The organism is Streptomyces sp. NPDC048018, from assembly GCF_043202995.1.
GTDB lineage: Bacteria > Actinomycetota > Actinomycetes > Streptomycetales > Streptomycetaceae > Streptomyces.
Map to the genome: position 1 here is coordinate 656144 of NZ_JBIDBK010000002.1, position 25546 is coordinate 681689.

The 25546-nt window shown below is 73.9% G+C and carries 23 protein-coding genes; 13 read left to right on the forward strand and 10 right to left on the reverse strand.

Annotated features, from left to right (window positions below; genetic code table 11):
* Nucleotides 1-259: 259 nt before the first annotated feature.
* A complete protein-coding gene (locus ACGF1Z_RS08890; RefSeq protein WP_393001489.1) occupies nucleotides 260-1024 on the forward strand; it encodes a potassium channel family protein in 765 nt (254 codons plus the stop codon).
* Here the strand turns inward: ACGF1Z_RS08890 and ACGF1Z_RS08895 are convergent.
* Nucleotides 1005-1373 carry a peptidase inhibitor family I36 protein gene (locus ACGF1Z_RS08895; protein WP_393001491.1) on the reverse strand — a complete coding sequence of 123 codons (369 nt, stop codon included), beginning with the start codon at nucleotides 1371-1373 and terminating at the stop codon, nucleotides 1005-1007. The two genes, ACGF1Z_RS08890 and ACGF1Z_RS08895, sit on opposite strands and share 20 nt — an antisense overlap.
* Before the next feature lie 380 nt (nucleotides 1374-1753).
* Nucleotides 1754-3376 (reverse strand): MFS transporter, encoded by a 1623-nt coding sequence (locus ACGF1Z_RS08900; RefSeq protein WP_393001493.1) that lies wholly within the window; start codon nucleotides 3374-3376, stop codon nucleotides 1754-1756.
* 126 nt (nucleotides 3377-3502) lie between these two features.
* Between ACGF1Z_RS08900 and ACGF1Z_RS08905 the strand changes: the two genes are divergently transcribed.
* The 7 genes from ACGF1Z_RS08905 (at nucleotide 3503) to ACGF1Z_RS08935 (ending at nucleotide 12051) form a co-directional block, all read left to right on the forward strand.
* The gene (locus ACGF1Z_RS08905) at nucleotides 3503-4132 is read left to right on the forward strand and encodes a TetR/AcrR family transcriptional regulator (RefSeq protein ID WP_393001495.1); all 630 of its coding nucleotides are present in this window, start codon (nucleotides 3503-3505) and stop codon (nucleotides 4130-4132) included.
* A gap of 341 nt (nucleotides 4133-4473) precedes the next feature.
* On the forward strand, nucleotides 4474-5676 hold the full coding sequence (locus ACGF1Z_RS08910) for an alpha/beta hydrolase (protein WP_393001497.1): 1203 nt from the start codon (nucleotides 4474-4476) through the stop codon (nucleotides 5674-5676).
* A 76-nt stretch (nucleotides 5677-5752) separates the two neighbouring features.
* Nucleotides 5753-6622: a DUF4429 domain-containing protein gene (locus tag ACGF1Z_RS08915; RefSeq protein WP_393001499.1), complete on the forward strand. Its 870-nt coding sequence runs from the start codon at nucleotides 5753-5755 to the stop codon at nucleotides 6620-6622.
* 401 nt (nucleotides 6623-7023) lie between these two features.
* Complete coding sequence (locus tag ACGF1Z_RS08920) at nucleotides 7024-8370, forward strand: sensor histidine kinase (protein WP_393001501.1); 1347 nt, start codon at nucleotides 7024-7026, stop codon at nucleotides 8368-8370.
* A gap of 12 nt (nucleotides 8371-8382) precedes the next feature.
* The gene (locus tag ACGF1Z_RS08925) at nucleotides 8383-9069 is read left to right on the forward strand and encodes a response regulator (RefSeq protein ID WP_393001503.1); all 687 of its coding nucleotides are present in this window, start codon (nucleotides 8383-8385) and stop codon (nucleotides 9067-9069) included.
* A gap of 796 nt (nucleotides 9070-9865) precedes the next feature.
* On the forward strand, nucleotides 9866-10846 hold the full coding sequence (locus ACGF1Z_RS08930) for an alpha/beta hydrolase (protein ID WP_393001505.1): 981 nt from the start codon (nucleotides 9866-9868) through the stop codon (nucleotides 10844-10846).
* Nucleotides 10843-12051, forward strand: coding sequence for an acyltransferase (locus tag ACGF1Z_RS08935; RefSeq protein WP_393001507.1), 1209 nt, complete (start codon nucleotides 10843-10845; stop codon nucleotides 12049-12051). The genes ACGF1Z_RS08930 and ACGF1Z_RS08935 overlap by 4 nt, the downstream gene beginning before the upstream one ends.
* Nucleotides 12052-12436: 385 nt before the next feature.
* Here the strand turns inward: ACGF1Z_RS08935 and ACGF1Z_RS08940 are convergent, their stop codons facing one another.
* Both ACGF1Z_RS08940 and ACGF1Z_RS08945 read right to left on the reverse strand, forming a co-directional pair.
* Nucleotides 12437-13465, reverse strand: coding sequence for an aldo/keto reductase (locus ACGF1Z_RS08940; protein ID WP_393001509.1), 1029 nt, complete (start codon nucleotides 13463-13465; stop codon nucleotides 12437-12439).
* Nucleotides 13462-13872, reverse strand: a complete 411-nt coding sequence (locus tag ACGF1Z_RS08945) for a MerR family transcriptional regulator (RefSeq protein WP_393001511.1) — start codon at nucleotides 13870-13872, stop codon at nucleotides 13462-13464. The genes ACGF1Z_RS08940 and ACGF1Z_RS08945 overlap by 4 nt, the downstream gene beginning before the upstream one ends.
* Before the next feature lie 52 nt (nucleotides 13873-13924).
* Between ACGF1Z_RS08945 and ACGF1Z_RS08950 the strand changes: the two genes are divergently transcribed.
* On the forward strand, nucleotides 13925-14740 hold the full coding sequence (locus ACGF1Z_RS08950) for a serine hydrolase domain-containing protein (protein WP_393001513.1): 816 nt from the start codon (nucleotides 13925-13927) through the stop codon (nucleotides 14738-14740).
* 27 nt (nucleotides 14741-14767) lie between these two features.
* Here the strand turns inward: ACGF1Z_RS08950 and ACGF1Z_RS08955 are convergent, their stop codons facing one another.
* The 5 genes from ACGF1Z_RS08955 to ACGF1Z_RS08975 all read right to left on the reverse strand — a co-directional run bounded on the left by ACGF1Z_RS08955 (nucleotide 14768) and on the right by ACGF1Z_RS08975 (nucleotide 20477).
* Entirely contained in the window at nucleotides 14768-15352 is a 585-nt protein-coding gene (locus tag ACGF1Z_RS08955) for a hypothetical protein (RefSeq protein ID WP_393001515.1), read from the reverse strand.
* A gap of 65 nt (nucleotides 15353-15417) precedes the next feature.
* A complete protein-coding gene (locus ACGF1Z_RS08960) occupies nucleotides 15418-16905 on the reverse strand; it encodes an ATP-binding protein (RefSeq protein ID WP_393001517.1) in 1488 nt (495 codons plus the stop codon).
* Entirely contained in the window at nucleotides 16902-17585 is a 684-nt protein-coding gene (locus ACGF1Z_RS08965; protein ID WP_393001519.1) for a response regulator, read from the reverse strand. Before ACGF1Z_RS08965 ends, ACGF1Z_RS08960 begins: the two co-directional genes overlap by 4 nt.
* A 67-nt stretch (nucleotides 17586-17652) precedes the next feature.
* Entirely contained in the window at nucleotides 17653-19296 is a 1644-nt protein-coding gene (gene murJ, locus ACGF1Z_RS08970; RefSeq protein WP_393001521.1) for a murein biosynthesis integral membrane protein MurJ, read from the reverse strand.
* Complete coding sequence (locus tag ACGF1Z_RS08975; RefSeq protein ID WP_393001523.1) at nucleotides 19293-20477, reverse strand: lipid II:glycine glycyltransferase FemX; 1185 nt, start codon at nucleotides 20475-20477, stop codon at nucleotides 19293-19295. Before ACGF1Z_RS08975 ends, murJ begins: the two co-directional genes overlap by 4 nt.
* A 220-nt stretch (nucleotides 20478-20697) precedes the next feature.
* On the opposite strand from ACGF1Z_RS08975, the gene ACGF1Z_RS08980 reads away from it, so the two are divergent.
* Both ACGF1Z_RS08980 and ACGF1Z_RS08985 read left to right on the forward strand, forming a co-directional pair.
* Nucleotides 20698-21867, forward strand: coding sequence for an Ig-like domain-containing protein (locus tag ACGF1Z_RS08980; protein ID WP_393001525.1), 1170 nt, complete (start codon nucleotides 20698-20700; stop codon nucleotides 21865-21867).
* A gap of 41 nt (nucleotides 21868-21908) precedes the next feature.
* The gene (locus tag ACGF1Z_RS08985; RefSeq protein WP_393001527.1) at nucleotides 21909-22424 is read left to right on the forward strand and encodes a DinB family protein; all 516 of its coding nucleotides are present in this window, start codon (nucleotides 21909-21911) and stop codon (nucleotides 22422-22424) included.
* Between the two features lie 164 nt (nucleotides 22425-22588).
* Here ACGF1Z_RS08985 and ACGF1Z_RS08990 read toward each other — a convergent pair whose 3' ends face one another.
* Complete coding sequence (locus ACGF1Z_RS08990; RefSeq protein ID WP_393001529.1) at nucleotides 22589-23260, reverse strand: pirin family protein; 672 nt, start codon at nucleotides 23258-23260, stop codon at nucleotides 22589-22591.
* A gap of 90 nt (nucleotides 23261-23350) precedes the next feature.
* On the opposite strand from ACGF1Z_RS08990, the gene fasR reads away from it, so the two are divergent.
* Together fasR and ACGF1Z_RS09000 are read left to right on the forward strand one after the other, a co-directional pair.
* Nucleotides 23351-24532: a fatty acid biosynthesis transcriptional regulator FasR gene (gene fasR / locus ACGF1Z_RS08995; RefSeq protein ID WP_393001531.1), complete on the forward strand. Its 1182-nt coding sequence runs from the start codon at nucleotides 23351-23353 to the stop codon at nucleotides 24530-24532.
* Nucleotides 24533-24621: 89 nt separating this feature from the next.
* Entirely contained in the window at nucleotides 24622-25542 is a 921-nt protein-coding gene (locus ACGF1Z_RS09000; RefSeq protein WP_393001533.1) for an ACP S-malonyltransferase, read from the forward strand.
* Nucleotides 25543-25546 lie beyond the last annotated feature (4 nt).

Genomic DNA, 25546 nt, shown 5'->3' on the forward strand with positions numbered 1-25546 from the left:
CCGGCCGTCCCGCCCGGGTCGTGACAGCGCGGCCGTGACCGCGCGGTCGTGAGAGGCCGGCCGTGACTGGCCGGTCGTGACAGCGCGGCCGTGAGAGGCCGGCCGTGACTGGCCGGTCGTGACAGCGCGGCCGTGACTGGCCTGCCGTGACGCCGCGGCCGTGACAGCCCGGCCGGAGCGGCGCATGGGGTATATCCGCTGGTGAGGGCGGTGGGACCGGTGGTCCTGCCGCCCTTCGGCGTTCCCTACGATGCCGCCTATGAAGGATCGCTGGGAAAAGCGCACCCAGACGCCGCTGCTGGTGCTGGCCGTGGCGTTCGGCGTCGCCTACGCCGTGCCCATCGTGGCGCCGGACGCCGCCCCCTGGGTGCACCGGCTGTGCACGCATGTGGAGTGGGCGGTGTGGGCGGCCTTCGCCCTGGACTATCTCGTGCGCCTGGCGGTCGCGCCGTCCCGGTGGGCCTTCGTGCGCGGGCATCCGGTGGATCTGCTCGCGGTGATACTGCCGATGGTGCAGCCGCTGCGGCTGCTCAGGGTGGTCGCCACACTCCTCCTCGTGGGCCGGCGGGCCCGGATGGCCCCGCAGATAACGCTCACCATGTACGTGGCGGGCGCGGTGGTCGGGCTGATGATGTTCGGCTCGCTCGCGGTGCTGCACGTGGAGCGGGACGCCCCGAACGGGAACATCAAGACGCTCGGGGACGCGGTCTGGTGGTCCTTCACCACGATGACCACCGTCGGCTACGGCGACCACGCCCCGACCACAGGCCTGGGCCGGGTGCTCGCGGTGGGCCTGATGCTGTCCGGGATCGCCCTGCTGGGTGTGGTCACGGCGAACATCGCCGCCTGGTTCATCTCCCGCTTCGAGCGGGACGACGAGGCCGAGCGCCGGCAGCTGGAACTCCTGGAGGCACTGACCGTGGAGGTGCGCGAACTGCGGGCCGAGGTCGCGCGTCTCTCGGCCCCGCCGTCGGGCGCCCCGGACGGCCCCGAGGTCCCGGCCCCTACCTCTCCCAGATCTTGAAGGCCCGGATCTGGTAGGGCGTCTGGGGCACCCAGACCCCTCTTCCCGGATAGGTCTCGAACTCGCCGGTCTCGGCGCACACCGCCGACTGGTACGTCGTGACCGGCCGCCCGGTGCGGTTGGCGAGCGACTGGGCGCTCGTCCCGGCCGGCAGGGCGATGCAGCTCTCGACGTCCACCGAGGCCAGCTCGTGGTTCTGCGCGCGGCCCTTGAAGTCGGCCTTGGGCCACAGGCAGAGCTGGCCCGGCGCGCACGCGCCGAGGGCCGTGCCGGAGGGCGCGGCGCTCGCCGGCGCCGCGAGCAGGGCGGTCAGGACGCCCGCAAGGGTCAGGACGGTCTTCGTGTTCATGCTGATGAACCCCCGTTTCGTCACTCTCTGTAATCAAGAGAATGGCCGACTCCGCCCCCGAACGGAAGAGGGGCCGCCCCCGTTCACGCGAACGGGTGACGGCCCCTCACGGGAACTCTGAGAGGCCCACCGCGCCCGGGCGGTCACGAGCCTCCCTGACCGGCCCCGCGAGCCCTACGCGGGGCCTCTCGGCACGGGCCGGCTCCGGGGTCTCCGCGAGCCCTACGCCGTGCCCCTCGGCACTAGCCGGGCTCCGGGGTCCCGGCGGGCCGGGCTCCGGGGGTCTCAGGGGGGCCGGGCTCCCCGGTCCCGGCGGGCCGGCGCCGGGGTCCCGGCGGGCCGGGCTCCGGAGTCCCGGCCCGCGAGCCGAAGGGCGCGGTCTAGATGTGGGCCGCCCCCGCGCCCGCCTCCGCGTTCTCGCCGCGCTTGGTGAGCATGGCGACGAGGGCCGCGCCGACGGCGACGACACCGGCGACGGTGAACGCCAGGCCCATGCCCTCCATGAACGTGTCGTGGATGACCTTGCCGATCGCGGCGGTCAGGTCGGGCGTCATGCCGGGCGCCTTGGCCAGCTCCGGCGGAACCATGCCGAACTCGGCCGCCTGCTCCAGGCGCGGGTCGGCGGGCACCGGGATGCCGGCGTCCTTCCAGTTGTCGGCGAAGGCGCTGGACACCTTGGACGACATGACCGCGCCGAGCACCGCCGTACCGAGCGCGCCGCCGACCTGCATCGCGGCCTGCTGCAGCCCGCCGGCCACGCCGGAGAGCTCGAGCGGTGCGTTGCCGACGATGACCTCGGTCGCGCCGACCATGACGGGGGCGAGGCCGAGGCCGAGGAGGCCGAACCAGAGGGACATCGCGAGGGCGCCGGTGTCCGGGGTGAGCGAGAGCATGCCGAACATCGCGGTGGCCGTGCAGACCATGCCGCCGACCAGCGGGACCCGCGGGCCGAGCTTGGTGATCAGCACACCGGCCAGCGGCGAGGAGACGATCATCATCCCGGTCAGCGGCAGCAGGGCGAGACCGCTGTCGACGGGGCTGAGCCCCTTCACGCCCTGGAGGTAGAAGGTCACGAAGAACAGGCCGCCCATGAAGGCGAAGGCCATGAGGACCATGAGGACCACACCGGCCGAGAGCGGCACCGAGCGGAACATCTGCAGCGGGATGAGCGGTTCGCGGACCTTGGTCTCCCAGACGGCGAAGACGGCGAAGAGCAGCACCGCCCCGAGCAGACAGCCCCAGGTCTTGCCGCTGCCCCAGCCCCAGGACTCGCCGGCCTTGATGATGCCCCAGATGAGGGAGGCCATCGCGGCGGAGAGCAGCAGGATGCCGAGGACGTCGAACGAGCGCGGGGCGTTCTCGGCGCGGTGGTCCTTGAGGATCACCAGGCCGAGGACGAGCGCGAGGACGCCGACCGGCACGTTGATGAAGAAGACGGACTGCCAGCTGACGTTCTCGACGAGGAGACCGCCGACGATCGGGCCGCCCGCGGTCGAGGCGCCGATGACCATGCCCCAGATGCCGATGGCCATGTTGAGCTTCTCGGCCGGGAAGGTGGCGCGCAGCAGGCCGAGCGCGGCCGGCATGAGCAGGGCGCCGAAGAGGCCCTGCAGGACGCGGAAGGCGATGACGAGGCCGATCGAGCCCGACAGGCCGATCGCGCCGGAGGCGGCGGCGAAGCCGGCGATGCCGATGAGGAAGGTCTGCCGGTGCCCGAAGCGGTCACCGAGCTTGCCCGCGGTGATCAGCGCGACGGCCAGCGCGAGGAGGTATCCGTTGGTGATCCACTGGACCTGCGCGAGCGAGGCCTGCAGGTCCTCCTTGATGGCGGGGTTGGCGATCGCGACGATCGTGCCGTCGAGCGCGACCATCATCACGCCCACGGCGACGCTGAAGAGGGTCAGCCACGGGTGCCCGCGCAGTCCCTTCGCCGGGGCCGTCACGGGCACCCGGTCGCCCCCCTGACCCTGCGGGGCCTTTTCCACGGTGGTCTGACTAGTCATACCCGAAGGCTAGTGACAGTCACTGACAATTGACAAAGCGTTTCACACGGCGGTAACTGTCACGTAGCTCACAGGTAGCCTGGCCCCGAAGAAGTGGCGGGAAGACGCGGAAATGGGGATCGAGACGTGACCGTTCCCGGTCTGCGCGAGCGCAAGAAGCAGCGCACCCGCGACGCGCTGATCCGGGCCGCCCTGGAGCTCTTCACCACCCAGGGATACGAGCGGACCACGGTCGACGAGATCGTCGACGCCGTCGACGTCTCCCAGCGCACGTTCTTCCGCTACTTCGCCACCAAGGAGGACGTGGCCTTCGCCGTCCAGCAGATGGTGGAGGAACGGTTCATGCAGGCCCTGGCCGGGCGGCCGCCCGAGGAGGGCCCGCTCGACACGATGCGCAACGCGGTCCTCAGCGCCTGGGACACCATCGGCGAGGCGATCGCCGAGGTCGTCCCCGTCGAGCTGTACGTCCGGACGTTCCAGGTCATCGAGTCGACGCCCGCCCTCCTCGCCGTGCACCTGCGCCGGTCCACGGAGATGGAGGAGTCCATCGCCCGCCTGATCGCCGAACGCGAGGGGCTGGACGTGGACGAGGACCCGCGCCCGCGGATCGCGGTCGCCGCGTTCAGCGGGGTGATGCGGGTGACCGGACGACTGTGGGGCCGGAGCGCCGATCCCACCCTGGAGGCCATCCGCACGCTGACCGAGCACTACCTGGACCACCTGGCGCCGGCCCTGGAGCCGCACTGGCGGCCGTGAGCCGTACGGGGGGGCGTGAGTCGTATGGGGGGCGTGAGTCATACGGGGCGTGTGAGCTTTACGGGGCGTGTGCGCAACGCGTGAGCCGTACGAGCCGCGTGCGTCGTACGAGCCGTACGAGCCGCGTGAGCCGTACGAGCCGTACGAGCCGCGTGAGCCGTACGAGCCGCGCAGGCGTGAGCCGTACGAGCCGCACCCGACCCCGCCCGATGCTCCGCGCGCGCGGGCGCGAGCTCCGCGTGCGACGGCGCGCACGCACCGTCACCGCACCCCTCCCCCCGAAGTGATCCGCGTCACTCGCCCCTCCGGGCCCGCCAGGGCGCCCCCTAGGGTGGCCCCCAATGCCTTCCTTCGACTCCTCCCCCACGCTCTCCGTCTGGCGGATCCTGCTCGCGCTCGGCGTGGTGTTCGTACTCCTCGCGACCACCGGATGGACCACGATCCGGCATCACCGCACGCCAGGGGAGACCCGGCAGCAGGCGCTGGCCGCCTGGGCGCACGACAGGATCGGCGGGCGCGCACTCCCCGACCCGAAGGCCCCGGCCCGCGCGATCGCCGCCTTCTTCGCCGGCCTCGGGCCCGCCCAGGGCGCCCGGCTCGCCGACACGCACCCTCTCGTCGTGGGCAACCTCAACGGCGTCCCGGTGACCCTGCGCTACCGGGCCAACCGCAGATCGCTGTCCCGCGCCCTCGCCGCCGAGCGGGGACGGGTGGACGATCCGCGGCTCAACTCCGCCGGGCGTCACGAGGCGCTGCGCCGGGTGCACCGCTTCACCAGCCTGATGCGCCCCGACCGCCAGATCCTGGCCTTCGACCCCAGCGGCGCCGGCCGGACGGCGGAGGTCCTGGGCGATCTGGACCGGGCCCGCCGGGTCTCGGTGATCGTCCCCGGGGTCGACACCAACCTGCTGACCTTCCAGAAGTCCGCCCGCCGCTTCTCGGCGCCGGCCGGGATGGCCGCGTCCCTCTACGCCGCCGAGCACCGGGCCGACCCCCGGACGCGTACCGCCGTCATCGCCTGGGCCGACTACACCGCGCCCGTCGGGGTCGGCATCGAGGCGGCCATCGGACGGCTGGCGGAGAACGGCGCCGTCCGGCTCGTCGACCTGACGGAGGCCCTGCCGGGCGACGCGCGGGTGAGCCTCTTCTGCCACAGTTACGGCTCGGTGCTGTGCGGCGTCGCGGCGCCCAGGCTGCCCGCCCGGGTCACCGACGTGGTCGTCGCCGGTAGTCCCGGCATGCGCGCCGAGCGCGCCGCGGACCTGGGCACCTCCGCCCGGATCTGGGCCATGCGGGACGCCGACGACTGGATCGCGGACGTGCCCCACCTGGAGCTCGGCGGCGTCGGGCACGGCACCGACCCGGTGGCCCCGGAGTTCGGGGCCCGGCTGCTCTCGGCGGCCGGCGCGAACGGACATGCCGGCTATTTCGAGCCGGGCACCACGAGCGTCGAGAACTTCGCCGCGATAGGCGTCGGCGCGTACGCCGATCTGACCTGTGCGGGTGCGGACAGCGCTTGCCTCGGCGGAATCTCCGGCGGGTGAGCTGTCCCACGCGCGTAGATCGCGGCGAATTTACCGTGGTTGCGGAGGGGCGACGTCGGGGCATAGGCCGCATACGATGAGGCGTATGGGTGATGTGCTGGCTGGAATTCATGCCACCTGGGAGTTCGAGAGCGACGCCGTCGTCATCCGCTTCGACCGGGGGATCCGCACACCGAGGCTGTTCCAGGCGCTGCGCGAACGACGTGTCCCGTACGAGGCGCTGGCGTCGGTGACGCTCGCCCCGGGCAAGCGGGGCACCGTCGTGCTGCACGCCGTGCCGAGGGCGGGTGCCGATCCCCTGATGGAGGCGGCGAGCGGGCAGTTGAAGGAAGGGTCCGACCCGTACCGGCTCGTGCTGCCCGCCGACCGCGAGACGCTCGCCGAGTACTACCGCGACGAACTGCTCTCGGCACTCAGGCCGCACGAGGCCGCCGAGCCCGCGGACCGCTTCCTGGTGGCCGCGCCCGAGGGACCGCAGTCCTTCAAGGCGTACGACGGGAAGGCGAGCTTCGACGGCAAGGGCGAGGTGGCCTTCCGCTGGTTCTGGACGGGGGCCTCCTCGGAGAAGTGGAAGGCCGGCGACCGGACCTTCCGGGTGAGCGAGCTGAGCGGCGTCGAGTGGCGCTCGCCCGAGGTCCTGGACGGTTATCTGCGGCTGCTTCCCCGGGACGGCCACGACGCCCGGCCCGAGCAGCCCGACCACGATCCCGCGTCCGTCGTCTTCGGTCTCGGCTACGGCCCGGTCCACGAGTCCCTGCCCTTCGCCGCGGCGGTCCTGGCCGCGATCCGCGGCGCGTCCGTGCGCGTGCCCGCCGCGACGGCGGCGCCCCGTGATCCCGCCGGAGTCGCAGAAAGGATCCGCCACCTCAGCGAGCTGCACCGAACCGGGTTGGTGACGGACGAGGAGTTCTCCGTGAAGAAGGCGGAGCTGCTCGCGGAGCTGTAGCGGGGGTACGGCCGTACCCGCCCGGTCCGGCGAGCCCGGACTCGCCTCCGCCCAGACGCGGCTCCTCCACTCCGTACGGGGGCAGGCCGGGCCCGCCGCTCCGTACGGGGCGGGCCCGGCCGAGCCACTGCACAGGAGGCAGGCGCGGCTCCTCCGCTCCGTACGGGACCGTCACGGCCCCACTGCTCCGGGGGAAGCACGCGCGACCCCACCGCTCCCCGTGTCCCGCGACCGGGTACCGGCTACCGGCTACCGGCTACCGGCTACCGGGCCGGAGTACGCGGCCCGCCGGCCCGTACGGGCCGCGTACCCAAGCCCGCCCCACGGCCCGTACGGTCGCGGCGCCGACCCCATACCCCGTACCCCCTACCCAGGTACGACCCCCGGGCCGAGACTCCGGTATGACGTCTCACCCCGGCCCTCCTGCCTACCCTGGGCGGGCCATGAAGGATGAACTGCGGCGTCGGCCGCGTATGCCACGGGTCGGGGCACGGGCGCAGGCGCTCGTGCGGAGTTTCGGGATCGCGCTCGCCACGCCCACCGGCCCCGGTGAGGCGATGCTCGGGCGGGCCTCCTCGCGCTGGGTGCGGCTGCTTCCGTACGGGGTCGCCCTCGTCCTCGTCGCGGCCCTGCTGCCGGTGACCGTCGCCGTGCTCGTGCACGACTACCACGTCAACGGCGCCCTCGCCGGCGCTCTCGCCACCGCGCAGACCGCTCCCCTGCTGCTCGCCGTCACGCGGCCCCTCCAGGCCTGGTGGGTGATCTTCGCGTCGGACGTCGCCGGCGGCCTCGTGGTGCTCGCCGCCGACCACGCCGACGGACTGCCCTGGCCGTGGACGCCCATGGTCGTGGTCGGCTACCTCTTCCTGATGCTCGCCCTCGGACTCCGCGAGTCCCGGCGCGCCCTGCTGGGGGTATGGCTGGTCACGGGTGCCACCGGGGGCGTCTTCCATCTCCTGGCGCCCGGCCGGCCGGGCGACGGGGTCGTCGCCCTGCTCTTCGTGCTCAGCGGCGTCGTGCTGCTGCTCACCGCGACCCTGCGCGGGCGCGGCGAGGCCGAGCGGCGGCTCGTCGAGCAGGCGACCATCAGCGAGGCCGAACGGGCCCGCCGCACGCTCCTGGAGGAGCGGACCCGGATCGCCCGCGAGCTGCACGACGTGGTCGCCCACCACATGTCGGTGATCACGGTGCAGGCGGACTCCGCCCCGTACCGCATCCCCGAACTGCCGGACGCCGCCCGGGAGGAGTTCGCGTCGATCGCGTCCGGAGCGCGCGAATCGCTCGCCGAGATGCGGCGGCTGCTCGCGGTGCTGCGCAGCGACGGTTCGGAGGGCGAACGGGCGCCACAGCCGGGTCTGGACCGGGTGCAGCAGTTGGTCGAGGCGACGGTACGGGCGGGCGTCCCGGCCGAGCTGTCGATGGCCGCCGACCTGGCCGGCGTGCCGCAGGCGGTGGACCTGTCGGCGTACCGGATCGTGCAGGAGGCGCTGGCCAATGTCGTACGGCACGCGCCCGGCGCCGCCACCCGGGTGTCCGTACGGGGCGACGGGGAGGGCTGGCTGAACGTCCTGGTCGTCAACGGGCCCGCCGAGAAGCGGACTTCGCCGCTGGAGGGCGGCCCGGGCACGGGACACGGGCTGGTCGGCATGCGCGAGCGCGTACGGTTGACCGGCGGCTCGCTCGACACCGGGCCACTGCCGGACGGGGGCTTCCGGGTCGCCGCCCGGCTTCCGCTGACCAACCCCTGACGAAGGTGTCCTGTGACCATCCGCGTGATCATCGTCGACGACCAGGCCATGGTGCGGGCCGGCTTCGCCGCCCTGCTGTCGGCGCAGCCCGACATCGACGTGGTGGGCGAGGCCCCGGACGGACGCCAGGGCGTGGAGGTGGCCCGGAGCACCCACCCGGACGTGGTGCTCATGGACGTGCGGATGCCGGAGCTGGACGGGCTCGCGGCGGCGCGGCAGATCCTCGACCCGCCGCCGGGCGTGGTGCACCGGCCCAGGGTGCTGATGCTGACCACCTTCGACGTGGACGACTACGTGTACGAGGCGCTGCGGGCGGGCGCCTCGGGCTTCCTGCTGAAGGACGCGCCGCCGGCCGATCTGATCGCCGCGGTGCGTGTGGTCGCGGCCGGTGAGGCGCTGCTGGCGCCCTCGGTGACCAAGCGTCTGATCGCCGACTTCGCCGCGTCGCGGCCGGCGCCCCGCGCCGACCGGGCGGCCCTGCGGCTCAACGGGCTCACCCCGCGCGAGACGGAGGTGCTGGAGCTGATCGCGCAGGGGCTGTCGAACCAGGAGATCGCCGACCATCTGATCCTCGCGGAGCAGACCGTGAAGACGCACATCGGCCGGGTCCTCGCCAAGCTGGACCTGCGGGACCGGGCACAGGCGGTGATCTTCGCGTACGAGTCGGGCCTGGTCACGCCGGGCGGCGGCGGACGCTAGACGACCACGACCAGGGCCGGTCGGGCGGACGGCAGAAGCCGGCCACCCCCGGCTCGGGCCCCACCGGCCCGGCCACACCAGGCACCCGCCACCCACGGCCCCGGCCGACCCGCCCACGCCCGGCAGCGAGCACCCCCGGATCCCACCCGCCCGGGCGACGGCAGGCACCGGCCACTCCACGGACCCTCCCCGCCCGACCGGGCAGGCCGCCGGCACCCCGACTCACGGCACGGGCCCGACCCAGCGACCCGCCGATGCCCGGTACCGGCCACCACCGACCACCACCGACCAGCCGGCCCCAGCCCGACCGACCCGGCGAACCCCGGCGTCTCGCCCCCCCGTTACCGGCCCGACCGCCCGCCCCGCCGCCGCAAGGCACGCGCACCCGCCCCAGTCCGCCCGACCGGCCGTTCCCCGGCACCGGACCCACCCCCGGCACCAGCCCGCCCCACCGGACCCACCCCCGGACCAGCCCGACCCACCGGACCGGCCCCCGGCACTACCCCGACCCACCGGACCGGCCCCCGACCCACCGGAGCGACCCACCCGCCGGGCCGACGGCCCCCGCCCCGGTGTCCCCCGATGCCCCCGGCCAATGCCCCCCGGCCGACGGCCCCGCCCCCGCGGCACCGGGGGAAAACCCCACCCCTGGAGTCGGGTCAGCTGCTCGTCCGGCCCCTACCCAGGTATCACTTCACGGTTGACCCCCCGGTGTGACGTGCCGTCACCCACTCCGTTCCTACCTTCTCCCTCGCCAGCGACGAGATCACCGAGAGAGACAGGAACGGAGGACCGCATGCGCCGGTTCACGAGGACCCTGGTGGCCACCGCGCTCACCGCCACCGTTGTCGCGGGGACCGCCGGCTGGGCGTCCGGGACCACCCAGCAGCCCGTGACCGGCGCGCCGGTCGGCACCGCGGCCTGGCAGGCCGACGGCCTGCCGGATCCGGAGGGCATGACGCCCGCTCAGGTCGCCGCGTACTTCGCCGGGTTGGGCGAGGGCGCGCGGGCGCGGCTGCTGCGCGAGCACCCGGGCGTCGTCGGCAATCTGGACGGTGCCCCGCTCGCCCTGCGCTACGCCGCCAACGCCCGCGCCGCGGGCGCTCGGTTCGCCGGGCAGCAGGTCCTCGCGTACGACCCCCGGGGGCGTGGTCAGGCCGTGCTCGTCTACGGGGACCTCGCGCGGGCCGCCCACGTGGCGGTGATCGTGCCCGGCTCCGACGTGGACGCGCGGAACTTCGCGCCGCTCGCCCGCAAGGCCGCCGCCCTGCGGGCCGCGACCGGCGACCGGACGGCCGTCGTCGCCTGGGCCGGGTACACCACCCCCGTCGGGGTCGGTCTCGACGCCGCCACCGCCGACCTCGCCACGGCAGGCGCGGACCGGCTCACCCGCTTCACGGAGGGGCTGCTGGCCGTCGGCTCCGCCGAGCCCGCGCTCTTCTGCCACAGCTACGGATCGGTGGTCTGCGGACTCGCCGCGCACGCACTCAAGGCCAAGGACCTGGTGGCCATCGCCTCCCCCGGTATGCGCGCCGACGACGTGGCCGCGCTGAACACCTCCGCGCGGGTGTGGGCGGCGAAGGACCCGACCGACTGGATCGACCGGGTCCCCTACGTCGCGTTCGCGGGCCTGGGCCACGGCGCCGACCCGGCCGCGCCGGAGTTCGGCGCCCGCCGTGTGCCGGCCGCCGACGCGCAGGGCCACGACGGCTACTTCGCGCCGGGCACCGAGTCGCTGCGCGCCTTCGCCGCGATCGCCGACGGGGACGTGCGATGAGCACGCCGCTGCGGACCGCCGTCCGGAGGATCGAGGCCGGTACCCCCGCCCACCGCGACCGCGCGATCGACGGACTGCGCGCCCTCGCCCTGCTCGCCGTGCCCACCGGGCACTGGCTGCTCGGCGGGTTCACGCGCTCCGCGGACGGCGCGCTCCACAACGCCAGCCCGCTGTCCGCCTTCGGCGGCTTCGCGCCGGTCAGCTGGCTCCTCCAGATGCTGGGGATCTTCTTCCTGGTCGGCGGCTACGCCTCCGTCCTGTCCTTCCGCCGCCACGAGGGGCCCACGAGCGGGTGGCTCAAGGGCCGGCTGGCCCGGCTCGGGCGGCCGGTGCTCGGGGTGACCGCCGTGTGGGCGGCACTGCTGCCGCTGCTCCACCACGGCCTGGGAGTGCCGGGCGACACCCTGCGGACGGCGTCGACGCTGGTGATCCAGCCGCTGTGGTTCGTCGGCGTCTACACGGTCGTCACCGCGCTCACGCCGTTCTGCGTCCGGGCCGCCCGCCGGCTCGGCGTGTGGGCCGCGGCCCCGCTGCTCGGCTCGGTCGCCGTCGTCGACTTCCTGCGCTACGGGCCGTACGCCGACGCGATGCCGTCCTGGCTGAGCGTCCTCAACATCCTGCCGGGCTGGCTCTTCGCGTATCAGCTGGGCGTCTCCTGGGGCGAGGGCCGGGTGCACCGCCGGCACGCCTGGGCGCTGCTGCTCGGCGGCGCGGCGCTCTTCGCCGCCCTCCTGCTGTGGTGCGGCTACCCGCTGTCGATGGTCGGCGTCCCCGGTGAGGCCCGCACCAACTCGCACCCGCCGTCGCTGCTGGTCCTGGCCCTCGCCGCCGCGCAGAGCGGTGCGGCGGTCCTGCTGCGGGAGCGGCTCGGCCGGCTGCTGGCGCGGCCCGCGCTGTGGGCGCCGGTGGTCGTGGTCAACCTGTCCGCGATGACCATCCTGTGCTGGCACCAGACGGCCATGCTGGCGGCCGCGGTCCCCGCCTCGTACCTGGGCGGGGTCCCGGGCCTGGTGGGGGCGCCGGACTCGGTCGGCTGGATCGTGGCGCGGCTGGCGTGGATGCCGCTCTTCGCCGGACTGCTCGTGTTGATCGGGCGGTACGCGCGGGGCTTCGAGTCCCCGTGGACCCGGACCGGCACGGCCCGGCGGGCGGCCGCGGGTGTGTTGGCGGCCGGGTTCGCGGTCTTCGCGCTGGGGCTGGCGTGAGCCCGTGCCCGTGGGGAGGGGTGCGAAGGCGGCGGGTCCGGCGACCTGCGGGTTTCGTGCGGCGCCCCAGGCGGGCGTCCCGACGCGCCGCGCCTGGTGGGGGCGGGGGGCCGTCCGGGCGCGAGCGGCCTCCGGGGGCGGGCGTACGTGCGGGAAGCCCGGGCCGGGCAAGTGCTGACGTCCCGTGTGCCCACCCGTCCCGCCGCGGCGGGACGATTGCCCGCACGGAGGCCGGCGGGTCCGCGCGGAGTGGCCCGGGGCCCCAGGCACCCGAGCTCTCCCCGACGGCGTTGGGGGGTCTCGCCCCCCAAGGCGTGGGAGGGTCTCTCCCCCACGGCGTTGGGGGGTGGAGGGGGCCTCGTGGTGTGTGTGTGGGGGGGGTGGGTCAGGCCTCGCGGGCGGCTGAGGTGAAGGTCATGTCCGGGTAGCGTTCTCCGGCCACCTGGCCGGCGATCGGCTCCAGGGCGGCGAGCTCCGCCTCGGTGAGGGTGATCCGGGTGGCCGCCGCGTTCTCCAGGAGGCGGGTGCGCTTGCGGGTGCCGGGAATGGGGACGACGGTCAGACCGTGCACGGCGGCGCGCTGCTGGACCCAGGCCAGGGCGATCTGCGCCGAGGTCGCCCCGCGCTCGGCCGCGATGGCGTGGAGCGGGGCGAGCAGGGCCGCGTTGCGCTCGGCGTTCTCGCCGGTGAAGCGCGGCTGACGGCGGCGGAAGTCGTCGGTCCCGAACTCCTTCGCGGCGTCCGCGAAGGAGCCGGTGAGGAAGCCGCGGCCGAGCGGCGAGTACGGCACGAAGGTCACGCCGAGCTCGGCGGCCGCGCCGACCGCGCTGTGCTCGACGTCGCGCGAGAACAGCGACCACTCCGACTGCAGGGCGGCGACCGGGTGCACCGCGTGGGCTTCGCGCAGTTCGGGGCCGGTGACCTCGCTCAGCCCGATCTGCCGGATCTTGCCCTCCTTCACGAGCTCGGCCATGGTGCCGACGGACTCCGCGAACGGCACGGCCGGGTCGGTGCGGTGCATGTAGTAGAGGTCGATCGTCTCGACGCCGAGGCGGCGCAGACTGCCCTCGACGGAGGCGCGGATGTAGGCGGGGGTGTTGTTGACGCCCCGGAAGCGGGGGTCGTCGGCCCGCCGCTCGATGCCGAACTTGGTGGCGAGGACGATCTCGTCCCGGTGCGCGGCGACGAACGGGGCGAGGAACTCCTCGTTGGCACCGAAGGCGTAGGAGTCGGCGGTGTCGATCAGGGTGACGCCGGCCTCCAGGGCGGCTTCCAGGGTGTCGCGGGCGGCGGCCTCGTCGGTGTCGCCGTAGAACTCGCTGATGCCCATGGCGCCGAAGCCCTGGACGCCGGTCTCGGGGCCCTCCGGGCCGCCCAGGCGTACGGTGTCGATCCTGGCGTCGGGGGTGCTCATGATGTCGTTCCTCCGCAGACGGTGGCGTAGTGATCGATCTTGAGGTCGAGCACGGAGAGCGCGTCCTGCAGCTCCGCGATCCGGGCGACGACGTCGGTCCGGGTGGACTCGAGGATCGCCCGCCGCGCGTCATGGGTGTGGTCGCCCTCCCGCACCAGCTCCGCGTAGCGGACCATGTCGGCGACGGCCATGCCGGTGAGCCGCAGCTTGCCGACGAACGCCAGCCAGCCCAGGTCGCGCTCGGTGAACCGGCGCTGGCCGGTGTGCGAACGGTCGACGTGCGGCATGAGGCCGATCCGCTCGTACCAGCGCAGGGTGTGGGCGCTGAGTCCGGTGAGGGCGGCCACCTCGCTGATGGTGTAGCGGTCCTTGACGGCGGGCCCGGTCGTGCTCTCGATCACGCTCATGACCCCCACGCTAGAGACTTGGAGTGCACTCGAAGCAAGTAGGCTCGGCTACATGCAGAGCCTGGCGTCGATCGAGAACTGGCCCGTTCCCACCGCGGCCGCCGCCGTCGTCCGTGCGGACGGCACCCTGGCCGGGGCCCACGGCCCCACCGGGCAGCGCTTCGCGCTGGCCTCCGTCACCAAGCCGCTCGCGGCCTACGCCGTCCTCGTCGCGTACGAGGAGGGGGCGATCGACCTCGACGAGCCGGCCGGCCCCGAGGGCGCGACCGTGCGGCACCTGCTGGCCCACACCTCCGGGCTCGCCTTCGACGAGAACCGGGTCATGGCCGCGCCCGGCACCCGCCGGATCTACTCCAACACCGGCTTCGAGGTGCTCGGCGACCACGTCGCCAAGGCCACCGACATCCCCTTCGCCGAATATCTGCACCAGGCCGTCCTGGAGCCGCTCGGCATGAAGGGCACGACGCTCGACGGCTCGCCCGCCAAGGACGGCGTGTCGACCGTCGACGACCTGGTCCGCTTCGCCGCGGAGGTGCAGGCGCCGCGGCTGCTCGACGCGCGGACCGTGCTGGACGCGATGACCGTCACGTACCCCGGTGTCACCGGCATCCTGCCCGGCTACGGGCACCAGCGGCCCAACGACTGGGGTCTCGGCTTCGAGATCCGCGACGGCAAGGCGCCGCACTGGACCGGTGCCACGTCCTCGCCGCGCACCTTCGGGCACTTCGGCCAGGCCGGGACGTTCCTGTGGATCGACCCCGACGCGCGCGCCGCGTGCGTGGCGCTGACCGACCGGCCCTTCGGGCCGTGGGCGATCGAGGCGTGGCCGCCGTTCACGGACGGGGTGCTCGCGGAGCTCCGCGCCTGAGTGCGGTCAGGGGCGGCCCCGGGCCGGTCAGTCCGCCTCGCAGCGGGTGGCCGGCAGGGTCGTGTCGATCCCGGTGACGACGACCTGCGCGGCCTGGCCGAGTTCCTCGGCGTAGGCGGCCGTGCACACCAGCTGCTGCACCCCCAGGGGGTCGAGGTCCTGGACCCGGACCTCGAGCCGCAGGCTCAGCACCGTGTCGCCCCCGTCGGGGCCGGGCCGGGTCTCGGTGTGCGGCGAGAAGCCGTGCAGGGCGAGCCGCGTGGTGAGTCCGGCGCCGCGTTCCCGCTGGTCAGGGCCTTCCAGGAGGGTGGCGAGCACCTTGTCGGTGGCGATGCGGTAGCCGCCGACGACCGCCCGCTCGGTCGGCAGCCGCATCGGATTGCCGTCACGGTCGACGAGACCGGTGGTGCCGTCCGGACCGTAGGAGAGACCGAAGTCGCGGACGGTCGGCATCAGCCGCCCGTCGGGACCGACGAGGAACAGCACCATCTTCACGCCGTTGGTCGGGTACACGGCGACCGTGGCCGCGCCGCCGGCCTCCACGACGTCGCTCTTCCGGATGCCGCAGGCGGCGAGCGGCAGCAGGCTCAGCAGGACGGCGAGACGTCGCAAGGACGTGCGCGTCCTGGGCCGGGTCCGGTTCCGGGTCGGGGGCGGGGTCCGGGTCGGGGGCCGGGTCACAGCGGGATCCTGACGGTGAAGACGGCGCCGCCGTCGGGCCGGTTGGCGGCGACGACGCTACCACCGTGCAGCCGGACGTTCTCCAGTGTGATGGCGAGGCCGAGGCCGCTGCCGGCCGATCGGGTACGGGCCGGGTCGCCCTTGTAGAAGCGGTCGAAGACGTGGGGCAGCACGTCGTCGGGGATTCCGGGCCCCTGGTCGGCGACCTCCGTGACGAGCTCCGCGCCCGCCCCGTCCGCGGTGTACACCCGGACGGTGACCGGCGGGCGGCCGTGCCGCAGGGCGTTGCCGACGAGGTTGGCGACGACCACGTCGAAGCGGCGCGGGTCGAGCCGGGCGCGGATGCCGTCGGCGAGCTCGGTGACGACCTGGTCGGGGTCGGTCCAGTGGCGCCGGATCAGGGTCTTGCGGACGGTCTCGGCGGCGTCGACCTCGTCGGTGTGGAGTTCGGCGGCACGCGCGTCGAAGCGGGATATCTCCATCAGGTCCTCGACGAGGACGGCCAGTTTGCCGGTCTCGGCGCTGATCAGGCGCACCGCGCGGGCGGTGTCGGAGTCGAGGGTGCCGGCGTCCTCGTCGAGCACCTCGGTGACGGCGAGCATGCCGGCGAGCGGGGTGCGCAGTTCGTGCGACACGTCGGAGGCGAAGCGCCGGGCGCGTGCCTCGGCCCGCCGCAGCTCGGCGACGGAACGTTCCAGCTCGCCGGCGGACTCGTTGAACGTGCGGGCGAGGTCGGCGAGTTCGTCGCTGCCCTTGGCGTGGATACGGGTGTCGAGCCGGCCCTGGCCCATGCTGTGGGCCGCGTGCCGCAGCTCGCGGACCGGCCGCAGCACGCTCCGCGAGGCGATGAGGGCGGGGACGAGGGCGACGAGCAGCGCCGGCAGGGCGCCGTCGCGGGCGGCGACGACCATGGCCTCGATGTTGGCCTCCTCCTCGCCCAGGTCCATCACCGCGTAGACGACGAGGCCGGTGGGGCGCCCCGCCGGGTAGCCGCCGCCGCGGCCGCTGAAGACGGCGGGGACGGCGATGGTGAGGTAGGGGGTGCCGTTCCTGACCACCCGCTGGAAGCTGCCGTGGGTGGTGCCGGGCGCGGTGGCGCGGCGGCGCAGTTCGGGGGTGAGGACGGTCGACTCGGGCCGGTCGGTGGAGGACGCCCGCAGGGTGCCGTACTCCGCGTAGACCCGCCAGGGCCGGGGCTTGCCCTGCCGGGCGATGCGCTGGAGTTCGTCGCGCAGCACGTCGAGGTTGACCGGCATCGTGGTGTTGAGGGTCTCGACCTGTTGCCGGAAGGCGCTCACGGCGGTGTCCTGGGTCTGCTCCAGGATGGCGTTGCGGGCGGCGCGGTAGGTGAGTGCGGCGGTGGTGCCGCAGCCCACGGCGGCGACGAGGAGGAAGGCGAGGACGAGGCGCGTGCGCAGCCCGAAGGCGCGGGGGCGGCGGCGTCTCGGGGGCCGGTCGGCGCCGCCGGGCACGTGGGCCCTCACTGGAGGGGACCGAAGCGGTAGCCGAAGCCGCGGAGGGTCTGTATGTAGCGGGGTTCGCCCGGGTCCTCGATCTTGGTGCGGAGCCGGCGGACGCAGGCGTCGACGAGCCGGGCGTCGCCGTGGAAGCTGTGCTCCCAGACGTGTTCGAGGAGCTGCTGGCGGCTGAAGACCTGCTCGGGCGCGGCCGTGAGGTGCAGCAGCAGCTTGAGTTCGGAGGGGGCGAGGGCGACCCGCTCGCCGTTCTTCGCGACGGTGAGCCCGGCCCGGTCGACGGCCAGCTCCCCGTGGAACTCGACGGCCGGCCGGCCGCCGCCCGGCTCCTCGATGCGGCGGAGCACGGCGCGGATGCGGGCCTCGATGACCTCCGTACGGGCGGGCTTGACGATGTAGTCGTCGGCGCCGGCCTCCAGGCCGACGACCACGTCGAAGTCGTCGCCGCGGGCGGTGAGCATGATGATGGGCAGCTGGCTGGTCTCGCGGACCCGGCGGCAGACCTGGACGCCGTTCATGCCGGGCAGCATGAGGTCGAGCAGCAGCAGGTCGGGGCGGAACTCGCCGAGCGCGGCGAGACCCGCCTCGCCGGTCGCGGCGGTCCGCACCTCGTGCCCGCGGCGCCGGAGCCCGAGCTCGACGCCTTCGCGGACGGAGGGGTCGTCTTCGATCAGCAGCACGCGTGGCATCTGAGGAGTATCCCAAGGTCGTAGGAGCTCCCCGCCGGGGAGGGGGCCCGGCGGGGACGGGGTGGGGTCAGCCGCCGCGGCGGACGAGGCGGCGGGCCCGGCCGGAGGCGCCCGCGAGCAGCGCCCGGACCTCGGTGAGCCGCAGGGGGCGGGCGAGCAGGGCGAAGACGGCGAGGATCACGGCCGCGCCGGCCAGGCCGGAGGCCACGGAGCCGGCCGCGGCGGTCGCGCCGGTCGTGAGCAGCCCGAGCCCGGCGGCGGGCACGGCGGCGACGAGCAGCCGGAGCAGGGGGGCGACGACGCCGTCGGGCGCCGCGGCGTCGGCCCCGGTGGTCCTCCTGAGGCGCCGCCCGAGCACGTACGCCGTCAGCCCCCAGCCCGCCCACAGCGCCAGCGAGTAGCCCGCGGCCATGCCGGCCACGGCCCACCGGGACGGCAGGAGGGCGAACGAGCAGACGGCGAGGAGGGCGTTGAGGCCGGCGATGACGAGGTTCAGGAGGAACGGGGTGCGGGTGTCGCGCATCGCGTAGAAGGCGCGCGTGCACACGTACTGGCCGGACAGGGCGACGAGTCCGGGCGCGAGGGCCATCAGGATCCAGGCCATCGACCGTACGGCGTCCGCGTCGGTGCGGCCGTACTGGTAGACGGTGCCCATCACCGGGACGGCGAGTGCGAACAGGGCGCAGGCGGCGGGGACGACGGCCGCGGCGCTGGTGCGCTGGGCGTAGCCGAGGTCCCGGCGCACGCCCGCGAGGTCGCCCTCGGCCGCGGCGCCGCTCATCCGTGGCATGAGTGCGGTGACGAGGGCGACGGTGATGATGCCGTGCGGGACCATCCACAGCTGGTAGGCGTTGTTGTACGCGCTGAGCCCGGCGCCCTCGGCGAGTTGACCGGCCGCCGTCGCCACCTTCGTCGTGACCCAGTAGGCGGCCTGGTTGGTGAGGACGAGCAGCACGAGCCAGCCGGCCGCCCGCAGGGGCGCGGTGAGGCCGCTGCCGCGCCAGTCGAAGCGGGGCCGCCAGCGGAAGCCGGCCGCCCGCAGGGAGGGCAGCAGGGCGAGGGCCTGGACGGCGATGCCGGCGGTCGTGCCCCAGCCGAGGAGCGCGGTCTCGCCGGTGGTGAGCCGGCCCCCGTCGGAGACGGCCAGGAAGAGCCCGAACACGCCGATCGCGACGACGTTGTTGAGGACCGGTGTCCACATCATCGCGCCGAACCGGCCGCGTGCGTTGAGCACCTGCCCGAGCAGCGTGAACAGACCGAGGAAGAGGATCTGCGGCAGGCAGGAGCGGGCGAAGGCGATGGTCATGTCCCGCTGCGCGCCCGTGTAGTCGGTGTAGCCGTCGACGATCGCGGGAGCCGCGAGCACGGCGGCCGCGGTGAGCGCCGTGAGGGCGAGCACGCAGACGGTGAGCAGCCGGTCGGTGTAGGCGGCGCCGCCGTCCTCGTGCTCCTTGGCGGCCTTGACGAGTTCGGGCACGAAGACGGCGTTGAGGGCGCCGCCGAGCAGCAGCATGTAGACGATGGTGGGCACCGAGTTGCCCACCGCGTAGCCGTCGGCGACCAGTCCGGTGCCGATGGCCGCGGCGACGACCGCGGACCGGACGAAGCCGGTGGCGCGCGAGACGAGCGACCCCGCGGCCATGAGGGCGCCGCTGCGCAGGACGGACGGCGCCGCCGCCCTGCTCTCGGTGGCGGTGGCGGTGGCCGTCATCGACGGGCCAGATACGCCTGGAAGGCGCGGTACAGCGTGTGGTTGGTCGTGCCGGGCAACGGAATCTCCCACTCCCCCAGGGTCTCGACGACCTGTCCGCCGGTGCCGAGTTTCCATCGAAGCAGGCCGTGCGCGCGGTCGTCCGGATCGAGGGTGGAGGGTACCCCGCGCAGGTCGTAGACGTCGGCCCCGACGGCGTGGGCGTCGAGCATCATGCGCCACTGCAGGGCGTTGGAGGGCCGGACCTCGCGGCGGTGGTCCGCCGAGGCGCCGGTCTGGTACCAGACCCGCCGGCCGACGGTGATCATCGTGTGCGCGGCGAGCACCTCGCCCTCGTGGCGGGCGAGGTAGAGCTTCATGCGGCCGGGGTGCTCGGCGTTGAGGACGGCGTACTGGCGCTCGTAGTACGCGAGCGAGCGTCCGAGCCGGAAGCCGTCGCGCTCCTCCGTGATGCGCAGCAGCCGGTGGAACTCGGGCAGGTCGGCGGCCGAGCCGACGACGACCTCGACGCCCGACTTCCGGGCCTTGCGTATGTTGCGCCGCCATTCTTGGTTGAGGCCGTTCCACAGGTCGTCGGAGCTGCGGCCGGTGAGCGGCACCTGGTAGACGTGCCGCGGCTGGGCGTCGGCGCCGTCCTCGCTGTCCCCGCCGCACCTGCGCCAGCCGCGCGCCCTCAGGCGCTCGGCGACGGCGGAGCCCAGCGGGTCGACCTCGCTGGCCAGGACGTCGGAGAGGCGCCGGCCGGGTCCGCTGTGCGCCTTGAGCGTGGCGGCGGACCAGCGCCGGTAGGCCGGCCCGGGCCCGATGCGGACGGCGAAGGCGCCGAGGCCGCGCAGATGGCGCAGGAGCGGATCGAGCCAGCCGTCGAGGTCCGGGTCGGCCCAGTCGGCGACCGGCCCCTCGGGAAGGTAGGCGAGGTACTTGCGGGTGCCGGGGAAGGCGCGCAGCAGGACGAGCGCGACCCCGTCGAGCTCACCGGACCGGCGCCCCCAGCCGACGAGCCGGGGGGTCCAGCCCTCCTTCACCTCGGCCCAGGCCGGGAGCTGGAGGAAGCTGGGTCCGTCGGCACCGGTGGAGCGGGCGGCGAGGAACGCGCGGTAGACCTCCGGGGTGACGGGCCCGAGCCACGGCACCGGAGCGGTCGCGGGCATGGGTGCGGCCGTCACGAGCAGCGCTGACACAACGGGAGCCTCCTTGTTCCGCCCCGTCGGTGGTGGGGCGCACAGCAGGCTCACAGCCGGTCTTGACCGCTCCGCGCGAGGAATGTGACCGGACGATGACCGTTTCTCTGCAGGGCAGGTCACATGGGTCCGGGAGGCGGCACGGGCGCCCGGCGGCGACCTAGAGTCCGGGTCATCCCCTTCTTTCCACTCCACTCACGCTTCCGCGGAGGTCCGTCCCGTGCTGCCCGTTGCGCGCATACGCATACCCCTGTTCCTCCTCACGGCGGTGGCGCTCACCGCCTGTTCGGCGGCGACGGCGAGCCAGCCGGACGGCTCGAAGGCCGCCGCCGCGGCCGACACCCCGGCGAAGGTGACCGTGCAGCCCCCGGCGGCCGGCCGGCAGGTCACCGTGACCGCGACCGGCGGCACCCTGGCCCAGGTGAAGGTGGTCGACGCGGACGGCACACCGCTGGCCGGCCGTACGGCGGCGGACGGGGCCTCCTGGGTCTCGGACCGCAAGGCCGCGCCCGGCACCGCGTACACGGTGGAGGTGACGTCCAGCACGGCCGGCGGCAAGCGGACGACGTCCAGGTCGACCTTCTCCACCCCCGAGGCGGACAGGGTCAACAAGCTGACCCTGGCACCGGGCAAGAACACCACGGTGGGCATCGCCCAGCCGCTGTCGATCGTCTTCGACCGCCCGGTGAGGAACAAGGCGGACGTGGAACGCCAGTTGAAGGTCACGACCTCCAACGGCACCGAGGGCTCGTGGGGCTGGCTGACCGACTACTCGGGCAAGGACCGCGTCGACTGGCGCCCGAAGGAGTACTGGAAGCCGGGCACCAAGGTCACCCTGGAGGCGACGCTCAACGGGACGGACTCGGGCGGCGGCTGGTTCGTCCGCGACTACCGCACCGGCTTCAGCGTCGACTCCACGGCCCGGATCGTGAAGGTCGACCTGGACCGCAAGAAGCTCACCCTGCTGCGCGACGGGCAGGCGGTCCGCACGATCCCGGTCTCCGGCGGCACCCCCGGCGGCGACAAGCGCTCCTGGCGCGGCACGGCCGTCCTCATGGCGAAGGAGGGCACGATCAACATGAACTCCGAGACGGTCGGCCTCGGCGACGCCTACAACAAGGACGTCGACTACTCGATGCGCCTCACCTGGTCGGGCATGTACGCGCACGCCGCCCCCTGGAACGCCGCCTACTTCGGCCGCGCCAACCACAGCTCCGGCTGCATCGGCATGAGCACCGAACAGGCCTCCGCCTTCTACGCCCTGGTCCGCCCCGGCGACCCCTTCGAGATCAAGGGCGAGGAGACCAAGGGCGTCGTGGCACCGGGCAACGGCTACGGCGCGTGGAACGTGAGCTGGGCAGACTGGCAGACGAAGAGCGCGCTGCGATAACCGTTCGACACCCCCTCGGGTCGGCGGGCAGACTCCCGGCGATGACTTCACGTACCGATACGCCGTCCTCCTGGGACGAGCGCACCCAGCTGACCACCTTCCTGGACTACGCCCGCGCCACGGCGGTCGCCAAGTGCGAGGGCGTGTCCGCGGAGGACGCCCGCAGGGCTCCCCTCCCGAACTCGCCGCTGATGACGATGTGCGGGCTGATCAGCCATCTGCGCTGGGTCGAACACTGGTGGCTGGACGTGGTGTTCCTGGACGGAGAACTCCAGGGCCCGCTCGCGGAGGCGACCGACGACGACCCCGACCCCGAGATGCGGACGGCGGTCGACGTCCCGCTGCCGCGGCTGCTCGCCGAGTACGAGGAGCAGAGCGCCCGCCTGCGCCGCCTGGTGTCGGCGCACGACCTGGACACGAAGGCCGGGCGCCCCATCCGTGACGGCCTGCACGTGGACCTCCGCTGGATCCTCCTCCACCTGATCGAGGAGACGTCCCGGCACAACGGCCACCTGGACATCGTCCGCGAACTCCTCGACGGCCGGACCGGCTCCTAGGCCCCGTCCGCGACAGCAAGAGGACCCCGGGCCCGTCCTGATCGTCGCCGCCGACGCCTGGCGGGCGTTCGTGGACGGGCTGCGCCGGGTCGCACCTCTCGGAGGGCGCCGGACACCGCGGGCCCGGCACGCTCCGCCAGACGCCGCGTGGTCGCGGCCGTACGTCACGCGCCGGTCGTGGCGTCCCGCATCTCCCACAGCAGCAGCTCCGCGTCCCCCGTCGCCAGCAGCGCGAGGTCCTTCTCCCCCGTCACCCGCGCCGCGTCGCCCGCCGCGAGTTCCTCGCCGGCCAGGCGGACCGTGCCGCGGACCACGTGGACGTACAGCAGGTCCGCGTCCGGGACGGCGCTGAGTTCGCCGGCTTCCAGGCGGCGGACGTGGAGCAGGGCGCCCGCCGCGGGGAGGGCGTACGGGGTGGCGTCGGCGATGCCGCGGACGATCTCGTACGCGGGCTCGCCGCCCGGAGTCAGGGGGGCGAGCCACATCTGGACGAAGACCAGGGGGTCCGGGCCGTCGTTGCGCTCCACGTGGCGGACGCCGGCCGCCGCGCTCAGGTGCTGCAGGTCGCCCGGGCGCACGACGGTGGTGTGACCGGTCGAGTCGCGGTGGGTGAGCTCGCCCCCGACGACCCACGTGACGATCTCGGTGTGGCTGTGCGGATGCTCGTCGAAGCCGGAGCCGGGAGCCAGGCGCTCCTCGTTGCAGGCGAGCAGCGCACCGAAGCGCAGGTTGTCGGGGTCGTAGAAGCGTCCGAAGGAGAAGGCGTGCCGGGTGTCGATGCCGGCCCCGGGGTCGCCGCCCGGGTGGCGCTCGCCGGCGCGCTGGATGCGTATCACGGGATCACGGTAGCCGCGGGCGCCACCGCGGCGGCGGCGAAACCGCCCCGACCCCGCACGCCGCCGTCCCGATAAGGCAGTCTTGTCCCCGTGTCTGAACCCGTGAACGCCGCCCACCGCCATGCCGCGACCCTGAAGCGCCTCGAACAGTCCTCGGGGCGGCTCGCCGCCAACGCCATCGCGCGCATGGACGAGACGCTGCCGTGGTACCGGGCGATGCCGCCCGAGAACCGCTCGTGGATCGGTCTCGTCGCCCAGGCCGGTATCGCCGCGTTCACCGAGTGGTTCCGGCACCCGGAGACCCCGCAGGCGATCTCCACGGACGTCTTCGGCACGGCGCCCCGCGAGCTGACCCGGGCGATCACGCTGCGCCAGACCGTGGAGATGGTGCGGACCACCATCGAGGTCATGGAAGCGGCGATCGACGAGGTCGCGGCGCCTGGAGACGAGAGGGTGCTCCGCGAGGCGCTGCTCGTCTACGCACGGGAGATCGCCTTCGCCACCGCCCAGGTGTACGCGCAGGCAGCCGAGGCCCGCGGCGCCTGGGACGCCCGGCTGGAGTCCCTCGTCGTCAACGCCGTGCTGTCCGGCGAGGCGGACGAGGGTGCCGTCTCCCGGGCCGCCGCCCTCGGCTGGAACTCCCCCGAGAACGTGTGCGTCGTGCTCGGCACCGCGCCCGACGGGGACAGCGAACTGACCGTCGAGGCGATCCGGCGGGCCGCCCGGCACGCCAAGCTGCAGGTGCTGACCGGTGTGCTGGGTGACCGCCTCGTCGTGATCGCGGGCGGCAACGACAATCCGCTGGCCGTCGCGAAGGCGCTGATCGGGCCGTACGCGGCCGGCCCGGTCGTCGCCGGGCCCGTGGTGCCCGACCTGCTCGCGGCGACCCGGTCCGCTCAGGCCGCCGCGGCCGGACTCAAGGCCTGCACAGCGTGGCAGGACGCCCCGCGGCCGGTTCTCGCGGACGATCTCCTCCCGGAGCGCGCGATCGCCTCCGACCCTTCGGCCCGTGAGCAGCTGGTGGAGGAGATCTACAGACCGCTGGAGGAGGCGGGCTCGGCCCTGCTGGAGACGCTGAGCGTCTATCTGGAGCAGGCGAGCAGCCTGGAGGGCGCGGCCCGCATGCTCTTCGTGCACCCCAACACCGTGCGCTACCGGCTTCGACGTGTGACCGACGTCACCGGCTGGTCACCCTCCGATGTCCGCTCCGCGTTCACCTTGCGGATCGCGCTGATCCTCGGGCGCTTGGCCGAGGCGGATACGCAGTCCTAGACTTTTGTCGAACGCCAACAATTCCCCCGGCGGTTCTTCGTCCCTGTCCCCACGGGCGTCCGGGACCGTCCCCAAGAGAGAGTGTGAGGGTGCTCGTACTCGTCGCTCCCGGCCAAGGCGCCCAGACGCCCGGCTTCCTGACTCCCTGGCTCGAACTCCCCGGTGCCGCCGACCGCGTCGCGGCCTGGTCCGACGCCATCGGGCTCGACCTTGCCCACTACGGCACGAAGGCCGACGCGGACGAGATCCGCGACACCGCCGTGGCCCAGCCGCTGCTCGTCGCGGCCGGTCTGCTGTCGGCCGCCGCCCTCGGTGACGTGGCGCCCGGCGCCGTCGCCGGTCACAGCGTCGGCGAGATCACCGCCGCCGCGTTCGCCGGCGTCCTCGACGCCACCGACGCGCTGCGTCTCGTGCGTACCCGCGGTCTGGCGATGGCCGAGGCCGCCGCGATCACGCAGACCGGCATGTCGGCGCTGCTCGGGGGCGACCCCGAGGTCGTCGTCCCGCACCTGGAGAAGCTGGGGCTCACCCCGGCGAACGTGAACGGCGCGGGCCAGATCGTGGCCGCCGGCACCGCGGAGCAGCTGGCCGCCCTGGAGGCGGACAAGCCCGAGGGTGTCCGGCGCGTCGTGGCCCTGAAGGTCGCGGGCGCGTTCCACACGCACCACATGGCTCCGGCGGTCGACAAGCTGGCGGAGGCGGCCGAGAAGCTGTCCCCGGCCGACCCGGCCACCGCGTACGTCTCCAACAAGGACGGCCAGGTCGTGACGACCGGCGCGGAGGTCATCTCCCGCCTCGTCGGCCAGGTCGCCAACCCGGTCCGCTGGGACCTGTGCATGGAGACCTTCCAGGGGCTCGGCGCGACCGGTCTGATCGAGGTGTGCCCCGGCGGCACCCTGACCGGCCTGGCCAAGCGCGCGCTGCCCGGTGTGCGCACCGTGGCCCTGAAGACCCCTGACGACCTCGACGCGGCCCGCACGCTCGTCGCCGAGACGACCGCCACGGCCTGACAAG